Source organism: Paraburkholderia diazotrophica, from assembly GCF_900108945.1.
Taxonomy (GTDB): Bacteria; Pseudomonadota; Gammaproteobacteria; order Burkholderiales; family Burkholderiaceae; genus Paraburkholderia; species Paraburkholderia diazotrophica.
The window spans coordinates 74,384-96,924 of record NZ_FNYE01000005.1 but is presented as its reverse complement, the minus strand read 5'-3'; the positions used below and the strand labels follow the sequence as shown (position 1 = coordinate 96,924).

Here is a 22,541-nt window from a genome sequence, read left to right as displayed (position 1 = left end):
ACATGGATATTCAACAAGCTAGCTCGCTGACGTCGAGCGCGGTCGTCGCGGCGATTCCGCTGATGTTCGCGGGCATCGGCGAACTCGTGACCGAGAAGTCGGGCGTGCTCAACCTCGGCGTCGAAGGGATGATGCTGATGGGCGCCGTGACGGGCTACGCGGTGACGTCGATCACGGGCAACCCGTGGCTCGGCGTGCTCGCCGCGATCGGCGCGGGCATCGCGATGTCGCTGCTGTTCGCGTTCCTCGTGCTGTCGATGCTCGCGAACCAGGTCGCCACGGGCCTTTCGCTGACGATCTTCGGGATCGGCCTTTCCGCGTATGTCGGCAAGCCGTACACGTCGGCGGCCGTGCGCGAGTCGATCGGCACATGGGTCATTCCCGGCCTCTCGAAGATTCCCGTGCTCGGCCCGGCGTTGTTCAGTCTCACGCCGCTCGGCTATCTCGCGTTCGTGATGTTCGCCGTCGTCGGCTGGTTCCTGTACCGCACGCGCGCCGGGCTCGTGCTGCGCTCGGTCGGCGAGTCGCCGCAGGTCGCGCACTCGGTCGGTTTTCCCGTGATCGGTGTGCGCTACGGCGCGACGCTCTTTGGCGGCGCGATGGCGGGGCTCGCCGGCGGCTACTACTCGATCGTCAATCTGCACTTGTGGCAGGAGCAGTTGACTTCAGGTCGTGGCTGGATCGCGCTTGCACTCGTCGTATTCGCGACGTGGCGTCCGGGACGGCTGTTGATCGGCGCACTATTGTTCGGTGCAGTGACGGGCCTGCAGTTTTATGCACAGGCGATCGGCGTTCCAGTGCCGACGCAGTTTCTTGCGATGCTGCCTTATCTTGCGACCGTCGTCGTACTCGTGCTGATTTCGCGCAATCCGAACACGATTCGTCTGAATGCGCCTGCGTCACTCGGCAAGCCGTTCTTCGCGGCGGGCTGAGCGCCTGAACGAATCCGTACGCGGGGCTCGTGCTCCCGGTTCATCAATCAAAACCCAACGACAGGAGAAAACATGAAGAAAAGAACCATGCTGAGCGCAGTTGCGCTGGCGGCTGCGTCGCTGGCTGTCGGCGGCGCGCTGACGCAGACGGCGCAGGCCGCCGATGTGCCCGGCGTCGCGTTCGTGTACCTCGGTAATCCGGGTGACGCGGGCTGGACGTTTGCGCAAGACCAGGGCTCGAAGGAAGCGGAAGCGAAGTTCGGCAACAAGATCAAGATCACGCGCATCGAAAACGTGCCGGAATCCGCGGATTCGGAACGCGTGTTCCGCGATCTGGCGAACAAGGGCAACAAGATCATCTTCGGTTCGAGCTTCGGCTACCAGGATTTCGAGTTGAAGGTGGCGAAGGACTTCCCGGACACCGTTTTCCTGCACGCAACGGGCTACAAGAAGGCAGCGAACTTCGGCACGTATGACGTGCGCATGTACCAAGGTGCATACCTCGCAGGCGTCGCCGCAGGCTACGTGACGAAAACGAACACACTTGGCTTCGTCGCGTCGGTGCCGATTCCTGAAGTGGTGCGCAACATCAATGCATACACGCTTGGCGCGCGCTCGGTGAATCCGAAGGTGCACACGAAGGTCATCTGGATCAACAGCTGGTTCGATCCGGGCAAGGAAAAGCAGGCGGCTGAAACGCTGATCGGCCAGGGCGCCGACGTGCTGTTGCAGAACACCGACTCCAGCGCGACGCTCGCGACGGCTTCCGAAAAGCATGTGCATGCATTCGGCTGGGATTCGGACATGAAGAAGTTCGGTCCGGATGCGCATCTCGGCTCGGTGGTCGCGCACTGGGGCGTGTATTACTCGGCTGCCATCCAGCAGGTGCTGGACGGCAAGTGGAAGAACGACCCCGTGTGGTGGGGCATTCCGCAGAAGGCCGTCAATCTCGAAGACCTGAATACGTCGGCGATCCCGGCCAATGCGCAGAAGGAGGTCGAAGCGAAGCGCACGCAACTGGCAGGCGGCAAGTGGGACGTCTTCACGGGTCCCATCAAGGATCAGACGGGCGCCGTAAAGGTGCCGGCCGGCAAGACGCTGACCGATCCGGAACTGCAGCGCCTGAACTGGTACGTCGAGGGTGTGGACGGCTCGTTGCCGAAGTGACGTGACAAGCTGAAGTGCCGACGTGACGAGCCGACGTGACGTGACGATGTGAATCGCGCGCTGCATGCGGGATTTGACGCAGCGCGTGAATCGACATGCATCCGGTCTGCACGGCGCGTGCGACTCTAGAAGCTGCATAGGGCTATGGGCCCCATGCAGCTTTTTTCATGAGCTACGCGAATTGAGCGACCGCGCTTTCGGCCGCATGCGTGCCGGCACGCCGGCATCAATCCTCGATGCGCAAGCCGACCTTGAGCGTCACCTGCCAGTGCGAAATCTTGTTGTCTTCGATCTGGCCGCGCGTTTCGACGACTTCGAACCAGTGCAGATTGCGCAGTGTTTCGCCGGCCTTTTCTATCGCGCAACGAATGGCGTCGTCACTGGACTTCGTCGACGAACCGGTTAGCTCGATCTGCTTGTACACGTGGTCGCTCATGATTCACCTCCTGGTGGTCGAAAAAAGTATAGGCAATGCCTGTCGTGTGAACGAACCAGAATTGACCCGCACGTCGCGTGCCCGGCATGATGCATTGCGATGCCACCGGTATCATTGACGGTTCATGTGCCATGCAACGACGGCTGCACTCCGGTGCGTTTGATGCATCGAACAGAGGAGAAAGAAGTGGAGATCGGTTTTTGCGGACCGGGACTGATGGGCGCGCCGATGATTCGGCATCTGCTGAGTTCAGGACATGCAGTGCAGGTGTGGAACCGCACGCGCGCCAAGGCGGACACGCTGGTGGCCGACGGCGCGACCGTGGCGTCGACGCCTGCGGAACTGACCAGTCGGGCTGAAGCCATTTTCCTGTGCGTGCTGGATGCGGCGGCCGTCGAGGAAGTCGTGTTTGGTAGGAACGGGGTCGTGCAGGGCATCAACGAGTCGAACGGGGCAAGTCCTGTCCGCTGGATCGTCGATCATGGCAGCATTCCGCCGTCGTCGACACGCGTCTTCGCAAGGCGAGCCGCCGAAGCGCGTATCGGCTGGATCGACGCGCCCGTGTCGGGCGGCGTTGCAGGCGCAATCGCGGGCACGCTCGCTGTGATGGCGGGCGGAGACGCCGCCGATGTCGACGCGGTCACGCCCGTCATCGGAGCCTATGCATCGCGCGTCACGCATATGGGCGCGGTGGGCGCGGGACAGACGACCAAGCTCTGCAATCAGGCGATCGTCACATCGACGGTGGCGGCGATCGCCGAGGCCGTCAGCCTCGCGCAACGCAGCGGCATCGACGCCGCGCGCCTGACGCAAGCGCTCGCGGGCGGCTGGGCCGACTCGGTGCTGCTGCAGACTTTCGTGCCGCGCATGACGCAAGCGGGCCAGCCGCCCATCGGCACGTTGAGCACGTTCCAGAAGGACGTCGATACGATTGCAGCCGCCGCATACGAAACAGGCACTCCAATGCCGGTTTCTGGCACAGTGCAGCAGCTATTGCGCCTGGGTTCAGCCATGGGGCTGGCGGATGCCGATCTGTCCGGTTTCATCGACGTGTTGCACACGCCGCGTAAAAAAGCGTAGCGGGGGATCGCGGCGGCCCGGAGCGCGGCGCGCGAGATGCGATAACCTGCTAAAATATTTGGTTTTTCGCCGATCTACATTCAAAGGGACGCGCCGTGCTGTCTACTGCCAACATCACCATGCAATTCGGGCCGAAACCCCTGTTCGAGAATATCTCGGTCAAATTCGGCGAAGGCAACCGCTACGGCCTGATCGGTGCGAACGGTTGCGGCAAGTCGACGTTCATGAAAATTCTGGGCGGCGACCTGGAGGCGAGTTCCGGCAACGTGATGCTCGAGCCGAACGTCCGTCTCGGCAAACTGCGTCAGGACCAGTTCGCGTACGAAGACGTGCGCGTGCTCGACGTTGTGATGATGGGCCACGCGGAAATGTGGGCGGCGATGACCGAGCGCGATGCGATCTACGCGAATCCGGAAGCGACCGACGACGACTACATGCACGCGGCGGAACTCGAAGCGAAGTTTGCCGAGTACGACGGCTACACGGCGGAAGCGCGCGCGGGTGAACTGCTGCTCGGCATTGGCATCGCGATCGACCTGCACAATGGTCCGATGAGCAATGTCGCGCCGGGCTGGAAACTACGCGTGCTGCTGGCGCAGGCGCTGTTCTCGAAGCCCGACGTGCTGCTGCTGGACGAGCCGACTAACAACCTGGACATCAACTCGATCCGCTGGCTCGAGGACGTGCTGAACGAGTACGACTCGACGATGATCATCATCTCGCACGACCGTCACTTCCTGAACCAGGTCTGCACGCACATGGCGGACATGGACTACGGCACGCTGAAGGTCTATCCGGGCAACTACGACGACTACATGCTCGCGAGCACGCAGGCACGCGAGCGCCAGCAGGCCGCGAATGCAAAGGCGAAGGAGCGCGTCGCCGACCTGCAGGACTTCGTGCGCCGCTTCTCGGCCAACAAGTCGAAGGCGCGTCAGGCAACCAGCCGCCTGAAGATGATCGACAAGATCAAGATCGAGGAATTCAAGCCGTCGTCACGTCAGAACCCGTTCATCCGCTTCGAGTACGAGAAGAAACTGCACAATATTGCAGTGGTCGCGGAAGACGTCACGAAGAAGTACGACCGCACGATCTTCCAGAACTTCAACTTCAGCGTGCAGCCGGGTGAGCGCATTGCGATCATCGGCGAAAACGGCGCGGGCAAGACGACGCTGCTGCGTTCGCTATATGGCAATCTCACGGTCGACCACGGCACGATCAAATGGGCCGAAAACGCGAACGTCGGCTATATGCCGCAAGACACGTACGAAGAATTTCCGGACGACGTCACGCTGATGGACTGGATCGACCATTACCGCAAGGAAGGTGACGACGAGCAGATGGTGCGCGGCACGCTCGGCCGTCTGCTCTTTAATGCAGACGACATCAAGAAGTCGGTGAAGGTACTGTCGGGTGGCGAGAAGGGCCGCATGATCTGGGGCAAGCTGATGCTGGGCCGCCACAACGTGCTGCTGATGGACGAGCCGACCAACCACATGGATATGGAATCGATCGAGTCGCTGCAGATCGCACTGGACAAATACGACGGCACGTTGATTTTCGTTTCGCACGACCGTGAATTCGTGAGCGGCCTCGCGAACCGCATCATCGAAGTGAAGACGGACGGCACGCTGAACGACTTCGGCGGCAATTACGAAGACTTCCTGGCGAGCCAGGGCGTGCAGTAAGCAAGCGTTACTGCCTGGCTTCTTGAGAAAACCCGCTTCAGACGAAGCGGGTTTTTTGTTTGGTGCCGCAGGCTATGGTGTTGTTCGAGCCGATTAGTCTCGTGTGTGTCCGAATACGTCCTAAGTCGGCGAGTAGAATAAATAGAGACAATCCGTGCACCAGGACAGAAGACATGAAGACCTTCGAGCACTTCTATATCGACGGCAAATGGATCAAGCCATGTGGCACCGGCACGATCGACGTGATCGATTCGGGCACCGAGGAGATCATGGGTCGCATCCCCGAAGGCATCGAAGCGGATGCCGAACAGGCGATTAACGCTGCGCGTGCTGCATTCGACGGCTGGGCAACGACGCCACCCAAAGAGCGCGCCAAGTACCTGCAAAAGATTGCCGACAACCTTAAGGCCCGCTCCGATGAACTAGCCGGCTACATTTGCGGCGAAGTCGGCATGCCGATCAAGCTTGCACGTGCGATTCAGGTCGGTGGTCCCGTATACAACTGGAATGCCTACGCGAAGCTAGCAGGTGAATTCCACTTCGAAGAGCAGATCGGCAACTCGCTCGTGGTGCGAGAACCGGTCGGTGTCGTGGCCGCGATTACGCCGTGGAACTATCCGCTGAACCAGATCACGCTTAAGGTTGCGGCGGCGCTTGCAGCGGGCTGCACTATCGTGCTCAAGCCGTCGGAAGTTGCTCCGCTCAATGCGTTCGTGCTGGCCGAAGCGATTCATGATGCAGGACTACCCGCCGGCGTATTCAACCTCGTCTGTGGATATGGACCGGTGGTCGGCGAAGTGCTCGCCAGTCATCCGTCCGTCGACATGGTGTCGTTCACAGGTTCCACGCGCGCGGGCAAGCGCGTATCGGAACTGGCGGCGGCATCGGTGAAGCGTGTCGCGCTGGAACTGGGTGGCAAGTCGGCGTCGGTGATACTCGACGATGCGGATTTTGCAGCGGCGATCAAGGGCACGGTGAATGCGTGCTTCCTGAACTCGGGGCAAACCTGTTCCGCGCATACGCGCATGATCGTGCCGGAATCGCGCTATGACGAAGTACGCGATCTCGTGAAGAAGGCGGCCGGAGCCTTCGTGGCGGGCGATCCGCGTGCGGAGACGACGCGTCTTGGTCCGCTCGCTTCGGCTGCGCAGCAAGCGCGCGTGCAGCACTATATTGCGCGCGGCATCGAGGAAGGCGCGGATCTCGTGACGGGTGGCGTAGGGATGCCAGATGGTGTGTCCAAAGGCTTCTTCGTGAAGCCGACGGTGTTCGGCCGTGTGCATCCAAAAGCGACCATCGCGCAGGAGGAAATCTTCGGGCCCGTGCTGACAATCCTCACGTACAAGGACGAAGACGAAGCCGTGCGCATTGCCAATGACTCGCTATACGGTCTCGGTGGCGCAGTGTGGGCAGGCAGCGACGAGCGCGCGATCGGCGTCGCGCGGCGCATCCGCACGGGGCAGGTCGACATCAACGGCGGCGCATGGAACATGGCCGCTCCGTTCGGCGGCTTCAAGCAGTCCGGGCATGGTCGCGAGAACGGCACGTACGGACTTGAAGAGTATCTCGAGTACAAGTCGATGCAGTTAAAGGTCAACAAGCCCGCGTAGACCTGCACTCATCTGCATGAGCGCGATGCACTGCGATTTATCTCGCTACCGCATGCACTGCAGATGACGAAGCGCAACCAAAGTGCGTGTCTTCTATGGACGCGCACTTTTTGTTTGACTTCACTCAACATACGGCATTTGCCAGTTGCGACCATCGAGGCTTTGCGTCGAATCCCATCGACGACGGAGGCCTCTCATGTTTCCCTCTCATCCGTTTGCACCGCTTGTCATTCGCGGTCGGTCGCTATTGCCCGTCGTGCAGGGCGGAATGGGCGTCGGTATATCTGCGCACCGCCTTGCGGGCAGCGTTGCGCGCGAGGGCGCGCTCGGCACGATCGCGAGTATCGACCTGCGCCACCATCATCCCGATCTGCTCGAACGTTGTCGCGCGACTCCCGATCGCACAACGCTGGAAGACGCGAACCGCACCGCGCTTGCCCGCGAAATCGAAGCCGCGCGCAGGCTGAGCGAAGGGCGCGGAATGATCGCCGTCAACGTGATGAAGGCGGTCAACGCGCACGCGGATTACGTGAGGATCGCCTGCGAAAAGGGTGCCGATGCAATCGTCATGGGCGCCGGTCTGCCGCTCGATCTGCCGGATATGACGCAGGGGCACGATATTGCATTGATCCCGATCCTGTCCGACAGCCGCGGTGTCGGCGTCGTGTTGAAGAAGTGGATCAAGAAAGGCCGTTTGCCCGATGCGATCGTGATCGAACATCCCGCTCACGCGGGCGGCCATCTCGGCGTGACGAACCTCGACGACATGCGCGATGCGCGTTTCGAATTCGCGCGGGTGCTGCAGGAGATCGACGACCTGTTCACTTCGTTGCAGATCAGCCGAACTGAAGTGCCGGTGATCGTTGCAGGCGGCATCAACAGTCATGCCGCTGTGCGCACCTGTCTGGGAGCAGGCGCGAACGGCGTGCAGATCGGCACGCCATTCGCCGTCACCGAGGAGGGCGACGCCCATCCGAATTTCAAGCGCGTGCTGGCCGATGCGAAGTCCGACGACATCGTGGAATTCGTCAGCGTAACGGGCCTTCCTGCGCGCGCCGTGAAGACGCCGTGGCTCGATCGCTATCTGCGCAACGAGACGCGCATTCGCACGAAGATCGGTGCACTCAAGCGTGCGTGTCCGACTGCACTCGAGTGTCTGAGTGCATGTGGCTTACGCGACGGCATCGAAAAGTTCGGCCACTTCTGCATCGATACGCGGCTGGCTGCTGCACTGCGCGGCGATGTTGCCAACGGCCTGTTCTTCCGTGGACGTGAAGCGCTGCCATTCGGCAATGCAATTCGCAGCGTGCGCGATCTTCTGGAACTGTTGCTGACGGGTGTTGCGCGACCGGCTGTCGCAGGGCGCTTGGCATTTTCCCTGGGTTGACGGCGGTCAATGAGCGCACCCTGGCGAGCTTCGACAATCGCTCGCGCGTCACTACATTGGTGACGCAATCACAAAAAAATCAGGGTAGCTTATGACCGGAAACACTCGATTGATCGCAGCCGCTCTCTGCGCAGCAGGGATAGCGCTGACGACTCCACACGCCTTCGCAGCAGACATCGATTCGACTTCAGGCATTCATGCAGGCGACACACTCGTGCGTCTGCGCGCCATCGCCATCGTGCCGGAGGTTCGCACCAGCGACGCATTGTCGACGCTCAACGTCGGCGTCAACAACGCAACCGTGCCTGAACTCGATTTCACCTACATGATCCGCGACAACATCGGCGTGGAACTGATTCTCGCGACGTCGCGGCATCAACTGACGTCGAGCGCCGGCGGGCTGGGCGGCGTCAACGTGCTGCCGCCGACGTTGCTGCTGCAATATCACTTCAATCATCAGGGGCAGGTTCGGCCGTACGTCGGCGCGGGCGTGAACTATACGTACTTCTACAACAACGGACTGCATGCGGGCGGTCAGGACATTTCGATCAAGCGCAGCAGTTTCGGTCCGGCACTGCAGATGGGCGTCGACGTGCAAGTGACGAAATCGGTGTTCGCCAACCTAGATGTCAAGAAAGTCTGGATGAAGACGGATGCATCGCTCAACGGCACGCCGCTCGGCACGCTGCATATCGACCCGTTGATCGTCGGCGTCGGTGTCGGCATGAAGTTCTAAGCGCAACGCGCGCAGACGTCGATGTAATGAAAAACGCCGGCTCGCACACGCGAGCCGGCGTTTTGTTTTTCTCGCCTTCGCCGGGGTCTCGTGCAAAAAACTGCATCGAGGCCCATGCGAATCACAGCTTGTCATACTTGAATCGCATCGCCGTGCCTTCGCGTTCGATGCGTTCCCACACGGTGCGCTTTTCCTCATCGGTGAGGAACACCCAGTTCGACACTTCCTCCGCCGTACGGCCACAGCCCTTGCAGACCTCGTCGAATAGCGTCGAGCAAACGCCGATGCAGGGACTATCAGGGAGGTCGTGCAGATTCGAAGACATCGAGTTACCTTGGATCGGAAATGCGGGCGGTCCGCTATGGTAAACCAAAAGCGCAATCGGCTTCGGTGTCGCTTCGGTGCTGGATGCGACTGCGCTTGAGTGCTTTTATGCATGGTTCGGTCCGACTGCATCACTGATGCATCAAGCCACGAGCCGGTGCACGCGCAAGCACTTCCGTTCATCCCGTCGCCGTTTCCCAGATCAGCGCGCCATTCAGTGCGATGATCCCCGCCGCGCAAGCCCACGCGAGCGCGAGCGGCACGCCATGCACGCGCCAGCCACGCATCAGCCGAGCGTCCGACGCAAAGCGGATCAACGGCACTACTGCAAGCGGCAATTGCAGGCTCAGCACGACCTGGCTTGCCACCAGCAGTTGCGCCGAGCCGTGCGGCCCGAACATAGCAACGGCGACGAGCGCCGGACCGATCGCCAGCGAGCGCGTCAGCAGCGCGCGTTGCCAGCGCGGCAGGCGAATCCGCAGGAACCCTTCCATCACCGCCTGGCCGGCGAGCGTGCCCGTCACGGTTGCGCTGAGTCCGCATGCGAGCAGCGCAGCCGCGAACAGCACCGCCGCCCAGCGCGAGCCGACGATCGGCGCAATGAGCCGGTGCGCGTCGGCGAGATCGGTGACGTTGTGGTGGCCGCTCGCATGGAACACGGCTGCCGACACGATCAGCAGCGCCGCGTTGATCACGAAAGCCAGTGAAAGCGAGCTGAAGGTGCCGAAGTTGACGCCACGCAGCGCGCGGGCGATATCGGCGTCGCTGGCCGAGCGCGCATGCGTCCTGACGAGCGCCGAGTGCAGATAGAGGTTATGCGGCATCACGGTCGCGCCGAGGATGCCCGCCGCGAGCCACACCATGCCCGCGTCGCGCAAGAGCCCTGGGCTGGGCACCGCGCCCGCCAGCGCTGCGCGCCAGTCGGGCCTCGCGAGCGCCAGTTCGACCACGAAGCACATTCCGACGAACACGATCAGCGCGACGACGGCCGTCTCCAGCGTGCGCCGGCCATGCCGCTGCAGCGCGAGCATCGCGAAAGTGCCGACGGCCGACATCAGCACGCCGACCGTCAGCGACACGCCCAGCAGCAATTGCAACGCGACGGCGCTGCCGACCACTTCGGCGACGTCGCACGCGATGATCGCGATTTCGCTCGTGATCCACAGAAAGAATGTCGTGCGCCGGCTGGTGCGCGCGCGGCAGAGCTGCGCGAGGTCGCGCCCCGTCACAACGCCGAGCCGCGACGAGACCCACTGCAGCAGCATGGCCATCAGGCTCGACATGACCACGACGCTGAGCAGCCGGTAGCCGTAGCCTGCACCGCCCGCAAGCGCCGTCGCCCAGTTGCCGGGGTCCATGTAGCCGACCGCGACGAGCGCGCCCGCGCCGACGAACCCGAGCCAGTTTTCAGGGCGCGGCCGTCCCCGGTCGACACGGCGTCGGCGGCGAGACGGATCGAATGCGAACGGGTTCGTGTTCATCGCAGTGTGACGGGCTGACGGGCGTAAGGCTTTCGGTGCAGCAAGCATGCCTGCAATGATTCGCGGTACGCCGCGCGCCTGCCACTATCTGGGCTGATTTGACAGTCTATAGTGATGTTGAGAGACGCGTATCGAGCCGGGTGCAGCAGGATGCGGGCGCCGTTGGCGGGGACGCGATGTGCGATGTTTCTGCCGCATCGGGAAGGAGGTTTTTTTCGGGTGGACAGGACACGATAACCCGATAAAATTGCGGCCAATTTTGCAGCCGCATGACGGGCGTCGCGGCGCGCTTCACGCGAAGGAAGCGGGGCGCAGCGGCGATCGACAGCCACTGGCAGGTCATCGGCAAGCGATCGGCAGCAATCGGGTGATGCCCGGATCGATACGCATGAGCGCACAGGAAACCTGAGCTAAGGCCGCGCGCTGTACCCTTTGCGCGACATCCGGCGGTTTTTTTTGAATCGGGCATCGTTTGATGGTAGCTTTCGGGTTTTTCAAGGGTAGCCGCCCGTGGCATGGAGCGGCTTGAGGCGGGGTAAGCGACCGGTTTTCGCGCCGGTCAGAACGGAGAACGGAATGAAAAAACTGGTGGTGGGCCAACTGGCTGCGCTGGTGTTGTGCGCTACGCCTTTCATGTCGGCGGCGGCAAAAGATACGCAACTGAATGTGTACAACTGGTCGGACTACATCGCCAAGGACACGATTCCGAACTTCACCAAACAGACGGGCGTCCAGGTCAAGTACGACAACTACGACAGCGACGACACGCTGCAGGCCAAGCTGCTGACGGGCAACTCCGGCTATGACATCGTCGTGCCGACCAGCAACTATGCGGGCAAGCAGATCGCAGCGGGCATCTTCGCGCCGCTCGACAAGTCGAAGCTCCCGAACCTCAAGTATCTCGACCCGTCGCTGATGGCGCTCGTCGCGGGCGCCGATCCCGGCAACAAGTACGCGGTGCCCTGGGCGTACGGCACGACGGGCCTGGGCTACAACGTGACGAAGGTGCAGCAGATTCTCGGCAAGGGCGTCGCGCTCGATAACTGGGACATCCTCTTCAAGCCGGAAAACATCTCGAAGCTCAAGGCGTGCGGCGTGTCGGTGCTCGACGCGCCCGACCAGATGTTCGCGGCTGCGCTGCACTACATCGGCAAGGACCCGATGAGCACGAAGCCGGAGGACTATCGCGCCGCGCTCGCGATGCTGAAGAAGATCCGTCCGTACATCACGCAGTTCAACTCGTCGGGCTACATCAACGACATGGTCGGCGGCGACGTCTGCTTCGCGTACGGCTGGTCGGGCGACGTCGTGATCGCGAAGCATCGCGCGCTCGAAGCGAAGAAGCCATACAAGATCGACTACTACATTCCGAAGGGCGGCGCGCCCGTGTGGTTCGACGTGATGGCGATTCCGAAGGACGCGAAGAACAAGGAAGCCGCGCTCGAGTGGATCAACTACATCGAGACGCCGCAGGTCCACGCGGCCATCACGAACGCCGTCTACTATCCAAGCGCGAATCTCGAAGCGCGCAAGTACGTGGACAAGGATGTCGCGAACGATCCCGCCGTGTATCCGCCGGCGGACGTCGTCAAGACGCTGTTCCTGCTGAAGCCGCTGCCGCCTGAAATCCAGCGTCTGCAGACGCGGCTGTGGACCGAGTTCAAGTCCGGCCGCTAAGCCAGTCCGAAACTGACGGCTGTGCAGGAATGCATCATCATGAAGCCCTCGGCATCCAGCCGGGGGCTTTGTTCGTCAAATGCAGGGAGAGAAGCAGCAGATCATGAGTGACCAGTCGAATGCACTGGCAGGAGCCGGCGTGTCGTCCTCGGGCAATTCCGCCGCTGGGCAGGAGGCAGCGGATAACTTCGTGCAGATCGTCGACGTCGTGAAGAAATTCGGCGAGACGGTTGCCGTCAAGGGTGTGAACCTGTCGGTGAAGAAGGGCGAGCTGTTCGCGCTGCTCGGCAGTTCCGGTTGCGGGAAGTCGACGCTCTTGCGCATGCTCGCGGGCCTCGAGACGATCACGTCGGGCAGGATTCTGATCGATGGCGAAGACCTCGCGCAGATGCCGCCGTACCGGCGGCCCGTCAACATGATGTTCCAGTCGTATGCGCTCTTTCCCCACATGACGGTCGAAGCGAATGTCGCGTTCGGTCTCAAGCAGGAAGGCGTGCCGAAAGCCGAGCTGAAGGAGCGCGTGCAATCCGCGCTCGATCTCGTGCAGATGGGCCGGTTCGCGAAGCGCAAGCCGCATCAGCTGTCGGGCGGCCAGCAGCAACGCGTCGCGCTCGCGCGCTCGCTGGTCAAGCGTCCGAAGCTGCTGCTGCTCGACGAGCCGATGTCCGCGCTCGACAAGCAGATCCGCCAGCGCACGCAGATCGAGCTCGTCAATATTCTCGATAAGGTCGGCGTCACCTGCATCATGGTCACGCACGATCAGGAAGAAGCGATGACGATGGCGAGCCGCCTCGCCGTGATGAGCGAAGGCGAGATCATTCAGCTCGGCACGCCGGGCGAAGTCTACGAATATCCGAATAGCCGCTTCTCGGCGGAGTTCATCGGCTCGACGAATCTGTTCGACGGCAATGTCGTCGAGGACGAGCCGGATCACGTGTATATCGAAACGCCCGATCTGCCCGTGCGCATGTACGTGAGCCACGGCATCACGGGGCCGCTCGGGATGCCCGTGACGATCTCGGTGCGGCCCGAGCGCATCGCGCTCACGCGCAAGCCGCCCGAAGGCGCGTTCAACTGGGGCAAGGGCGTCGTGACGAACATCGCGTACATGGGCGGCTACTCGCTGTACCACGTGAAGCTCGACGCGGGCAAGACAGTGATCGCGAACGTGTCGAGCCTCGCGTTGTCGGAAATCGAAACGCCGACGTGGGGCGACGAAGTCTATGTGCGCTGGAGCGCATCGGCGGGCGTGGTGCTGACGTCATGAAGAGCGCGCTGCAATCCTTCCTGGCGTGGCCGGTGCGGCGCTTCGGTCTGACGGGACGCACGGCCGTCGTCGCGGGGCCGTTTGTCTGGTTGCTGCTGTTCTTCCTCGTGCCGTTCCTGCTGGTCGTGAAGATCAGCTTCGCGGACCTGCAACTGGGCATCCCGCCATACACAGAACTGACGACCTTCAAAGAAGGCATCGTTCACGTTGCACTCGATCTGTCGCACTACGCGTTTCTGCTGACCGACAGCCTGTACTTCGCGACCTATGTGAACTCGGTCGTCGTCGCGGCGATCTCGACGCTGCTGTGCCTGCTGCTCGGCTACCCGATGGCGTACTACATCGCGCGCTCGAATCCCGCCACGCGCAACATCCTGATGATGGCGGTGATGCTGCCGTTCTGGACGTCGTTTCTGATTCGCGTGTACGCGTGGATCGGCATCCTGAAGAACAATGGCCTGCTGAACAACTTCCTGATGTCGATCGGGCTGATCCACACGCCGATCGAGCTGTATCACACGAATACGGCCGTCTATATCGGCATGGTGTATTCGTACCTGCCGTTTCTCGTGATGCCGCTGTACGCTCACCTCGTGAAGATGGACCTGACATTGCTCGAAGCCGCCTACGACCTCGGCGCGAGGCCGTGGAAGGCGTTCTGGCAGATCACGCTGCCGCTGTCGAAGAACGGCATCATCGCGGGCTGCCTGCTGGTGTTCATCCCGGCTGTGGGCGAGTACGTGATTCCTGAACTGCTCGGCGGCGCGAACACGCTGATGATCGGCCGCGTGATGTGGAATGAGTTCTTCGACAATGCGGACTGGCCGATGGCATCCGCGGTCACATGCGCAATGGTGCTGCTGCTGCTCGTGCCGATGGCACTCTTCCAGTACTCGCAGGCGAAGGAACTGGAGGAGAAGCGATGAAGCCGAATCGCATACTGCAATTTATTGCACTCGCCATCGGCTTTGCGTTTCTGTATGTGCCGATCATCAGCCTCGTCGTGTATTCGTTCAACGAGTCGCAGCTCGTCACCGTATGGACGCGCTTCTCGACGCGCTGGTACGCCGCACTGCTGCAGGACGATGAACTGATCAACGCCGCGTGGCTGTCGCTGCGCGTCGCGCTGCTGACGGCGTTCGCGTCGGTGTTCATCGGCACATGGGCAGGCTTCGTGCTCGCGCGGATGGGGCGCTTTCGCGGATTCACGCTGTACACGGGGATGATCAACGCGCCGCTCGTGATCCCCGAGGTGATCCAAGGTATTTCGCTGCTGCTGCTCTTCATCGAAATGGGGAAGTGGCTGGGCTGGCCGGCGGGACGCGGCATCTTCACGATCTGGATCGGCCACGTGATGCTGTGTATTTCCTATGTCGCGATTATCGTCCAGTCACGCGTGCGTGACCTGCATCCGTCGTTGGAAGAAGCTGCTCTCGATCTGGGCGCGACGCCCTTGCGTGTATTTTTCTTCATCACGTTGCCGCTGATTTCGCAGGCGCTGGTCGCAGGGTGGCTGCTGTCGTTCACGCTCTCGATCGACGATGTGGTGCTGTCCGCGTTCCTGTCGGGCCCGGGGTCGACGACGCTGCCGCTGGTGGTGTTCTCGCGTGTGCGACTCGGCCTGAATCCGGAGATGAATGCACTGGCGACGCTGTTCATTGCAGTCGTCACCGTCGGCGTAGTGGTCGCGAACCACTTCATGCAGCGCGCCGAGAAGCGACGGCTGGCGATGGCGGTTTAGGGTTAGGAGCCCAGGCGCCGGGGGCGAGCAGGTTTTCGATCCGGCGCTGCGATGCGTAAACGCACAAGAGGGAACGGCCGGTGCTTCCGATGAGCACCGGCCGTTCTTTTTTGCCGCTTGCTCTTGCTGATCGATCGTCGACCGTTATGCGGACAACAACCCGTTGTCAGATCCGATATCCGATTCTGAGTCCGCCCCAATGCCTGCCGTTCACGAAGATGGGCGCTGACGCGTCCTTCATCAGCGCGTATTCGCCGCCACCCATGTCGCGCCGGTAAGTCTGCAACAGGAAGCGTTTCGTGTTCGTTCCAGCAGCGAGGCCGGTGCGGTCGTTGAACAACCGGCGATTCCTGCAGTTTGCTGCATTCCACACGGGGTCGTCGCGCTGCGGCTGCGAGAACTTGAGATTGTGGGTCGGCAGGTAGCCGCGTACGTCGACGGCCGCGCAGAAGGCCACGCGTGCATCGAGGCCGAGCATCGGCTCCTGGATCAAAGGCAGCACGCGATCGGTGAACCCGGTGAAGCGCGTCGTGAATTGCGGAGGGTTCGTGCCCGGCACGGGCACGTAGCGGTCGTCGAACAGATCGTTGATCGAGAGTTCGCCGCGAGCCACGGCGGCCTCGAACAGCTTGCCGACTTTCCCGGCGGCGTGCTCGACGGCGTCGATGAACGGGGTATCTGCCGTCTCGGCGCCCGTGGCCGCCGTCAGTTCGATCAGGCTTTCCGATACGCCCAGCAGATGGCCGAGCTGATCCTTCGCCTGCACGAAGTTCTCGCCTGAATGCTCGACGTCCGTTGCAATTTCCAGCACCTGCGATTCGAATGCATTGCATTGCTCTTCGATTTCACCGGAGAGCAGTGCAATCTGGTTCGCCTCTGCATTCAATTGCATGATCGCGTGACCCGTCGAGTGCACGACGTCGCCGATCATCCGCGTGCCTTCGCGTACGCGTTGCGCTCGTGCGGTGTTTTCGGCGCCCTCGGCGATCAGCCTCTCGGTCTGCCCCGTGAGTTCCGCAAGCGTCGTCTCGATCTGGCCGGTGGCCTGTGCCGTCTTTGCCGACAACGTCTTCACCTCGGCTGCGACGACCGCAAAGCTCTTGCCGAATTCCCCTGCACGTGCCGCTTCGATGGCTGCATTCAGCGCGAGCAGATGGGTCTGCCGGGCGATCAGCGAGATTTCCTCCGACACGCGGCTCACGTGCGAAAGGGCCGCGCGCAGCGCGCTGATCTGGCTCTCGATCACGGTCACGCCCTCGACGAGCCCATGAATATCGGACAGCGATGCTTCGAGCGTTTGCTGCGATCGACCGACTTCGTCAGCAGCCTGGGCGGTGACGGTGTGCATTTCGCGCGCCGCGGCGGCGATCCGGTGATTGCCGGCGAGCGTTGCGGCTGCCGACTGGCGAAGCGTCTGGCATACGTCGGCCTGTCGATTTACGCGCGCCGCAACTTCTTCGATATGGCCGGACACATCGCAGATTTCGATGCCGAGCTTGCCCGCCTGCGCGGCAATGTCGCCGACGACGGATGAAGCGCCACCTTTGCGGCGCGTGCGCCGAGCGAAGAAACCCATCATCGCGAAAGCTCCCGGACGGCGCGGCGATTGTGTTCGCATCGTCGTCCCAATGTCCATTGAATGCGCACCTTCGTGCATGTGTCGCGTACGTGTGCTGCATGCAGTGCATCTGTCGCTGATGGATGAAGAACGACACAACGGATGAACTGCGGTATATGAATTGCGCGTCTAACGCGCTTTCATTTTTTCTACGGCGCCTTACGCGGACGCTTGATAGGGACTATCCCGCAGTCGATTCGGGTAGGATCGAGTGCATGCGCGAGTCGTAGTTCGCGTCTGTCGAATCAACCAACCAATGACCGATGATTGAATCCGTCGCGCGCGTGTCGGGCTGGGACCAACTGGTGTATCTGTGGGAGTTGATCGTGCTGCTTTGCAAGTTCCTGTGGAATCTGCTGCGCCTGCTAGGCGGCGGCTGAAGCGCGGCAGCTGAAGCGCAATGCAGTGCATTGTCACGCAATAGAAGGTGAGCCACGGGAACCGGATTGCATGCTTGTCGCGACCTCACGTAACGCTGTTCACCAGCGCTCCAATTACATGACACATGATTCCACTCAGCGCTTCACTGATCGCGTGACCGACTACGTCAAATACCGGCCCGGCTATCCGCGCGACATCGTGACGTTCCTGCACGACACATGCGGAGTTCCGGAAGGCGCTCGGGTTGCCGATATCGGCGCGGGTACGGGCATTTCGACTCGGCTCTTTCTCGATGCAGGGTATCCCGTCGTCGCCGTTGAGCCGAATCAGGCAATGCGTGCGGCCGCCGATGCATGGCTGACGCACTACGCCGGCTACGCGAGCGTCGCTGGCACAGCAGAAGCGACGACATTGGCAACGGCGAGCGTCGATCTCGTCATCGCCGCACAGGCATTCCACTGGTTCGATCTGAAACCACGCGGACTGGTCGCCTTGCTGTGGAACAGCAGGCTGCTTGAAGGCACTGCGTTTCTGGCGGGTTATGAAGCGCTGCTGCGCCGTTTCAGCGAAGACTATCAGTCCGTCGCTGAGCGCTATGCCGACGACGAATCGATGGCCGAGTGGTTCGGCAACGGCTTGAGTCACAAGGTGGGTTTTCCGAATGCACAGCGGCTCGACTTTGAAGGATTGAAAGGGCGTTTGCTGTCGTCGTCCTATGCACCGAAGGCAGGGCATCCCAATCATGACCCGATGCTCGCGGCGTTGCGTGATCTGTTCGACCGTACCGCGCGGGACGGCATGGTCGAATTCGTCTATGAGACGCGCGTCTACGCCGGATCTGCATAGAGAGAACGCTAGGTCTGCAACGGAATGCCGCGAGTCCTGGACCTCACGTAGAACGTTCGCAGATCGCGCCAAACGCGTTGCGGTGCTTCTTCCAGCGGAATGTGTCCCGAGTCCGTTGTGCGTGATCGCGTGTGAACCGGGTGTGCGGTGCGTGAATTCTGCTTCATGCGCTGGCGGAATCCAGATCGCGCGCGACTTCGTCTGCAACTGCATCCCACTCCAGCAACGACGGGAATCCGTGCATCATCACGATCGGGCTAGTGCCTGTGTCCGTGCCTTCGTCGATATAGTGCACGTCCGCGGCCAATCTGCACGAAGCGCGAACCGCTTTGGGTGTAACGGCGTTTCAGGTCATCGCGCGGCATGCATTATGATGCCGAGCCGCGCGGCGAACGAGCGGAGCGGCAGAGGCGCATGCACACACTACGTCGCAGCGGCATTTCTCATTTTTGTCTGCCTGGATGTTGTGCTGCGTCGATTTAACCGCTTTCGATGCACACTGCTAACGCGAAAAGATGTACTCGGCGGCACGCACGCGTCGCGTGAGCCGGCGGAAGTTGAACGTGAAACCCGGCCAGATCGCCGTGACTTTGCCGCTCTTCGTCTGGTAGTAGCTGTGGCAGCCGCTCGTCCATACCGATCGCTGCATATTGCGTTGTAGACGTGCATTGAACGTGCGTTGCACGTCTGGGCGCAAATTCATCGTGCGTGCGCCACGTCGCTGCAATTCGCGCAGGCAATCAGCAATGTATTGCATCTGCGACTCGATCATGTAGATCATCGAGTTGTGGCCGAGGGCCGTGTTCGGCCCTGCCATCATGAAGAAATTCGGAAAGTCAGCGATGCTCGTGCCGAGGTACGCTTCGGGTCCGTCGCTCAGCCACAATGCGTCGAGATCGGCGCCGCCGACGCCTGTCACGTCGAATGGCGCGCCCGCGTCGTTCACCTGGAATCCCGTGCCGCAAATGATCGCGTCGACGGCATGATGCGTACCGTCTGACATCACGATACCGTCGTGCACGATTGCGCGGATCGGCGCGGTCACTATTTCGACGTTCGGCTTGCCAAGCGCCGGATAGTAGTCGCTCGACAGCAGCACGCGCTTGCATCCCAGCCGATAGTCAGGCGTGAGCTTGACACGTAATGCGGGATCTTTCACGCGCCGCTCGAGATAAGCGCGCGCGAATTTCATCGTGGGTTCCATCAGCTTCGGATTGACGAAGAACGCGATGCCACGCGACTCCATCTGCCAGTAGATCGCGTTGCGCACGCAGCGTTGCGTAAAGGGCAGATGTCTGAAGAACCAGCGCGCGCGTTCGCTGACGGGCTTGTCGGACTTCGGCAGGACCCACGGCGCGGTGCGCTGGAACAGAAGCAGTTTCTCGACGCGTGGCTGGATTTGCGGCACGAACTGGATTGCACTTGCGCCGGTGCCGATTACGGCGACGCGTTTGCCTTCGAGTGCATAGTCATGATCCCAGCGCGCCGAATGAAATATCTTGCCGCCGAATGTATCGAGTCCGTCGATTCCCGGCATCGCAGGACGCGACAACGGGCCGCTCGCCGCGATCACGACATCGGCTTCGACCGCCTCTTGTACTCCGTTGCATTCGATATTGAGCCGCCACACGAGTTGCGTTTCGTCGAAGCGCGCTGCTGTCACACGTGCATTGAAGCGTATTGCACTATCGATCTCGTACTTGACTGCACAATGCTTCAGGTACGCGAGTATCTCGTGCTGATGACTGAATGCGCGCGACCATGACGGGTTTGCTTCGAACGAGAACGAATACAGATGGGACGGCACATCACATGCGGCGCCTGGATACGTGTTGTCGCGCCAGGTGCCGCCCAGATCGCTCGCCGCCTCGTAGATCGCGAACGACGTATAGCCCAGGCGCTTCAGACGGATCGCCATGCCGATGCCCGCAAAGCCGCTTCCGACAATCGCGATACGTAAATCGGCGCGACGGGGTGACGGCATATGTGCAGTGCTCCAAAGAATCCGCGGAGTCAGCAAAGCTCCGACGGCGAGTGAGAGGAAAGAAGAATTGTCTACGTCAGTCTGCGACGGCTAAAGCGCAGAGTAGACAACTGTACACAGTCAGTCAAGATCGTTGTAAAGTGCTGACTCCGAGATCACGACGCCGTCGGCCTCAACGCATTCGAACAAGACGCTCATGCAATTGACAATGGAACCGGAACTCGCGCCGGGCAAGCGCAAGCTGATCGAGGCGGCGTTGCGCCTGACGGCGGGCGGCCGCAGTTTCGCGACGCTCGGCTTGCGCGAACTCGCGCGCGAAGCCGGCCTCAATCCCAACACGTTTTATCGGCACTTCGATACGCTCGACGATCTCGCGCGCGAAGCCGTTGGATGGATCAGCCGACGTTTGCGTCCGATGTTGCGGCGCGAGCGCTGGCTGGCTGCGCACGATGAGCCGCATAGCGTGCCGCGTCGCGCATGCGCGGCGTTTTTCACGTTTGCCCTCGAAAACCGCGAGGCGTTTCTGAGCGCGCTGGCCGAATATCACGGCACGTCGGCAGCGTTGCGCGAGGTGGTGCGCGTGAACCTGCGCGAGGTATCGGCGGAGATGACCGAGGACGTCGTGCAATTGAACCTGATGCCCGCGCTGTCGCGCGAAACCGTCGAGGAAATCTGCACGCAGATCGTGCTGCAGCTTTTCCATCTTTCGCATGAGTACATCGGCAACGCCGCGCAGCGTGAGGCGCTGATCGACTACGCGGAGCGTTTCATCGTGAGGCTCTTCGTGGGCGCCGTCACGCTTGCGCAGCACGACGCGCAGGGTTCGATGTGATTGCAATGAAAAAGGGCTCCGGAAGGAGCCCTTTGTGCTAGCCGCACATACGTCGAACGGTTTGCGCCGATAGCGACGCAAGCCCGCATCAGGTGTCGTTCCAGCCGCCCGAATCGTCGCTGCCCATGTCGACGCCGCCGTCGCCACCGCCATCGCTCCAGTCGTTGGAGCCCTGACCAAAGTCGACGGAGCCGGCGTCGTTGCCGGCGCGCTTGCGTGCTTCGTCGTCGACGATCACATCGCGCTCGATCACGCGGTCGCGCCCGGAGCTCAGCGCTTCGCCGAGCAGCACGCCCGTCAGCAGACCACCCATGCCGCCGCCGAAACCGCCGCCTTGCTGCACGATGACGGGCGGCTGCTGTTGCTGCGGATACGGGTAGGGCGCTTGCGGCGGATAACCCGGTGGATAGCCCTGTTGCTGTCCGCGGCCGAACGCCTCGTTCGCTTCGCGCGCATACGGGGATTCGCCCGCGCCCGACGATGCGGCAGGCGCCGCGTTCGGATCGGGCCGGCCCTCGGCGCGCGCCTTCAGGCTCGCCACCTGCCGTTCGAGATCTTCCACCTGATACGGCGGCACGGGGTTCTTGCTGTTCGACAGCGCTTCGACCAGTTGACGCAGTTGCGTCTCCATGCCTTCGACTTCGCGTTCGAGCGCTTCATGTCCGGGCGCCGTCGACAGCTTCACATCCAGCTTCAGCGAACGCACATCGTTGAGCAGATCGGTGGCGCGCTTGAGTTGCACGCGGCGATCGTCGTTGGCGCGCGTATCTTCCTGCGAGCGCGCGCGGCGCAGCGTCCAGCGCAGGATCAGTGCGACCGCGCCGAGCAGCACGGCGATGCCTATCCACATGCCCATCGACGGGCCGTGGCGTTGCGGCGCCTGCTCGAGCGCGGACGGCGAAACGGGCGCGGCCTGCTGCTGCGCGAACGGATTGGCAGTGCGATGCGCGCCGTTGGCCGCGAGGCTGCCCGCCGTGCCGCCGCTGACGCGCGCGGCGTCGGCGCGCAGGCGCGCTTCCGTCTGCGCGAAGCGGGCGGGATCGGTGAAACGAACCTGCGGATCGAGCGTCTTCGCCTGCTGAAGCTGCGCGAGCGCGTCCGCCGAGCGGCCTTCGCGATCGAGCACCTGCGCGTACAGATAGTGCGCGCGGGCGTTGTTCGGATGCGCCTTCAGCACTTCGTTCAACTGCGAATCGGCTTGCTGCCAGTTGCCTTGTTGAATCGACGTTTCGATCTGCGTCGCCGTCGGCAACGCGAATGCGGCGCCCGACACGAGCATCAGCGAAACACAGGCTGCTGCGAGGAATTTTTTCATGATGCGGGCCGGGCGGATTGACGCCCGTCTCCATGACTA

Annotated in this window: 20 protein-coding genes; 13 read left to right on the top strand and 7 right to left on the bottom strand. The window is 61.9% G+C overall.

All coding sequences use genetic code 11. From position 1 onward, the window contains the following. Window positions 1-2: 2 nt before the first annotated feature. Together BMW76_RS08785 and BMW76_RS08780 are read left to right on the top strand one after the other, a co-directional pair. Window positions 3-932 carry an ABC transporter permease gene (locus tag BMW76_RS08785; RefSeq protein ID WP_090864756.1) on the top strand — a complete coding sequence of 310 codons (930 nt, stop codon included), beginning with the start codon at window positions 3-5 and terminating at the stop codon, window positions 930-932. A gap of 72 nt (window positions 933-1,004) precedes the next feature. Next, entirely contained in the window at window positions 1,005-2,099 is a 1,095-nt protein-coding gene (locus BMW76_RS08780; protein WP_090864755.1) for a BMP family ABC transporter substrate-binding protein, read from the top strand. Window positions 2,100-2,325: 226 nt separating this feature from the next. Here the strand turns inward: BMW76_RS08780 and BMW76_RS08775 are convergent, their stop codons facing one another. Then, window positions 2,326-2,535, bottom strand: coding sequence for a dodecin (locus tag BMW76_RS08775; RefSeq protein ID WP_090864754.1), 210 nt, complete (start codon window positions 2,533-2,535; stop codon window positions 2,326-2,328). Between the two features lie 162 nt (window positions 2,536-2,697). On the opposite strand from BMW76_RS08775, the gene BMW76_RS08770 reads away from it, so the two are divergent. From BMW76_RS08770 to BMW76_RS08750, 5 genes are all read left to right on the top strand, one after another. After that, the gene (locus BMW76_RS08770) at window positions 2,698-3,615 is read left to right on the top strand and encodes an NAD(P)-dependent oxidoreductase (RefSeq protein ID WP_090864753.1); all 918 of its coding nucleotides are present in this window, start codon (window positions 2,698-2,700) and stop codon (window positions 3,613-3,615) included. Between the two features lie 95 nt (window positions 3,616-3,710). Next, the gene (locus BMW76_RS08765) at window positions 3,711-5,303 is read left to right on the top strand and encodes an ABC-F family ATPase (protein ID WP_090864752.1); all 1,593 of its coding nucleotides are present in this window, start codon (window positions 3,711-3,713) and stop codon (window positions 5,301-5,303) included. A 173-nt stretch (window positions 5,304-5,476) separates the two neighbouring features. Continuing rightward, the gene (locus BMW76_RS08760) at window positions 5,477-6,913 is read left to right on the top strand and encodes an aldehyde dehydrogenase family protein (RefSeq protein ID WP_090864751.1); all 1,437 of its coding nucleotides are present in this window, start codon (window positions 5,477-5,479) and stop codon (window positions 6,911-6,913) included. A gap of 196 nt (window positions 6,914-7,109) precedes the next feature. Further along, on the top strand, window positions 7,110-8,300 hold the full coding sequence (locus BMW76_RS08755) for an NAD(P)H-dependent flavin oxidoreductase (protein ID WP_090864750.1): 1,191 nt from the start codon (window positions 7,110-7,112) through the stop codon (window positions 8,298-8,300). 91 nt (window positions 8,301-8,391) lie between these two features. Next, complete coding sequence (locus BMW76_RS08750; protein ID WP_090864749.1) at window positions 8,392-9,036, top strand: OmpW/AlkL family protein; 645 nt, start codon at window positions 8,392-8,394, stop codon at window positions 9,034-9,036. A gap of 121 nt (window positions 9,037-9,157) precedes the next feature. On the opposite strand, the gene BMW76_RS08745 is transcribed toward BMW76_RS08750, so the two are convergent. Together BMW76_RS08745 and BMW76_RS08740 are read right to left on the bottom strand one after the other, a co-directional pair. After that, complete coding sequence (locus BMW76_RS08745) at window positions 9,158-9,361, bottom strand: DUF1289 domain-containing protein (RefSeq protein WP_090864748.1); 204 nt, start codon at window positions 9,359-9,361, stop codon at window positions 9,158-9,160. Window positions 9,362-9,539: 178 nt separating this feature from the next. Beyond that, window positions 9,540-10,841, bottom strand: a complete 1,302-nt coding sequence (locus tag BMW76_RS08740) for an Nramp family divalent metal transporter (RefSeq protein ID WP_090864747.1) — start codon at window positions 10,839-10,841, stop codon at window positions 9,540-9,542. Between the two features lie 576 nt (window positions 10,842-11,417). Between BMW76_RS08740 and BMW76_RS08735 the strand changes: the two genes are divergently transcribed. The 4 genes from BMW76_RS08735 to BMW76_RS08720 all read left to right on the top strand — a co-directional run bounded on the left by BMW76_RS08735 (window position 11,418) and on the right by BMW76_RS08720 (window position 15,526). Continuing rightward, window positions 11,418-12,518, top strand: coding sequence for a polyamine ABC transporter substrate-binding protein (locus BMW76_RS08735; protein WP_090864746.1), 1,101 nt, complete (start codon window positions 11,418-11,420; stop codon window positions 12,516-12,518). Window positions 12,519-12,621: 103 nt separating this feature from the next. Next, on the top strand, window positions 12,622-13,785 hold the full coding sequence (locus BMW76_RS08730; RefSeq protein WP_090864955.1) for an ABC transporter ATP-binding protein: 1,164 nt from the start codon (window positions 12,622-12,624) through the stop codon (window positions 13,783-13,785). Continuing rightward, window positions 13,782-14,711, top strand: coding sequence for an ABC transporter permease subunit (locus BMW76_RS08725; protein ID WP_090864745.1), 930 nt, complete (start codon window positions 13,782-13,784; stop codon window positions 14,709-14,711). Before BMW76_RS08730 ends, BMW76_RS08725 begins: the two co-directional genes overlap by 4 nt. Further along, complete coding sequence (locus tag BMW76_RS08720) at window positions 14,708-15,526, top strand: ABC transporter permease subunit (RefSeq protein ID WP_090864744.1); 819 nt, start codon at window positions 14,708-14,710, stop codon at window positions 15,524-15,526. The genes BMW76_RS08725 and BMW76_RS08720 overlap by 4 nt, the downstream gene beginning before the upstream one ends. A 166-nt stretch (window positions 15,527-15,692) precedes the next feature. Here the strand turns inward: BMW76_RS08720 and BMW76_RS08715 are convergent, their stop codons facing one another. After that, entirely contained in the window at window positions 15,693-17,105 is a 1,413-nt protein-coding gene (locus BMW76_RS08715; protein WP_090864954.1) for a methyl-accepting chemotaxis protein, read from the bottom strand. A gap of 537 nt (window positions 17,106-17,642) precedes the next feature. Here BMW76_RS08715 and BMW76_RS08710 point away from each other — a divergent pair. After that, entirely contained in the window at window positions 17,643-18,371 is a 729-nt protein-coding gene (locus BMW76_RS08710) for a class I SAM-dependent methyltransferase (RefSeq protein WP_090864743.1), read from the top strand. A 163-nt stretch (window positions 18,372-18,534) separates the two neighbouring features. Here the strand turns inward: BMW76_RS08710 and BMW76_RS42425 are convergent, their stop codons facing one another. Together BMW76_RS42425 and BMW76_RS08705 are read right to left on the bottom strand one after the other, a co-directional pair. Beyond that, a complete protein-coding gene (locus BMW76_RS42425; protein WP_281248499.1) occupies window positions 18,535-18,666 on the bottom strand; it encodes a hypothetical protein in 132 nt (43 codons plus the stop codon). A gap of 207 nt (window positions 18,667-18,873) precedes the next feature. Further along, window positions 18,874-20,355 carry a flavin-containing monooxygenase gene (locus tag BMW76_RS08705; protein WP_090864742.1) on the bottom strand — a complete coding sequence of 494 codons (1,482 nt, stop codon included), beginning with the start codon at window positions 20,353-20,355 and terminating at the stop codon, window positions 18,874-18,876. Between the two features lie 196 nt (window positions 20,356-20,551). On the opposite strand from BMW76_RS08705, the gene BMW76_RS08700 reads away from it, so the two are divergent. Beyond that, window positions 20,552-21,187: a TetR family transcriptional regulator gene (locus BMW76_RS08700; protein WP_090864741.1), complete on the top strand. Its 636-nt coding sequence runs from the start codon at window positions 20,552-20,554 to the stop codon at window positions 21,185-21,187. Between the two features lie 88 nt (window positions 21,188-21,275). On the opposite strand, the gene BMW76_RS08695 is transcribed toward BMW76_RS08700, so the two are convergent. Continuing rightward, a complete protein-coding gene (locus tag BMW76_RS08695; RefSeq protein WP_090864740.1) occupies window positions 21,276-22,502 on the bottom strand; it encodes a tetratricopeptide repeat protein in 1,227 nt (408 codons plus the stop codon). Between the last annotated feature and the right edge of the window lie 39 nt (window positions 22,503-22,541).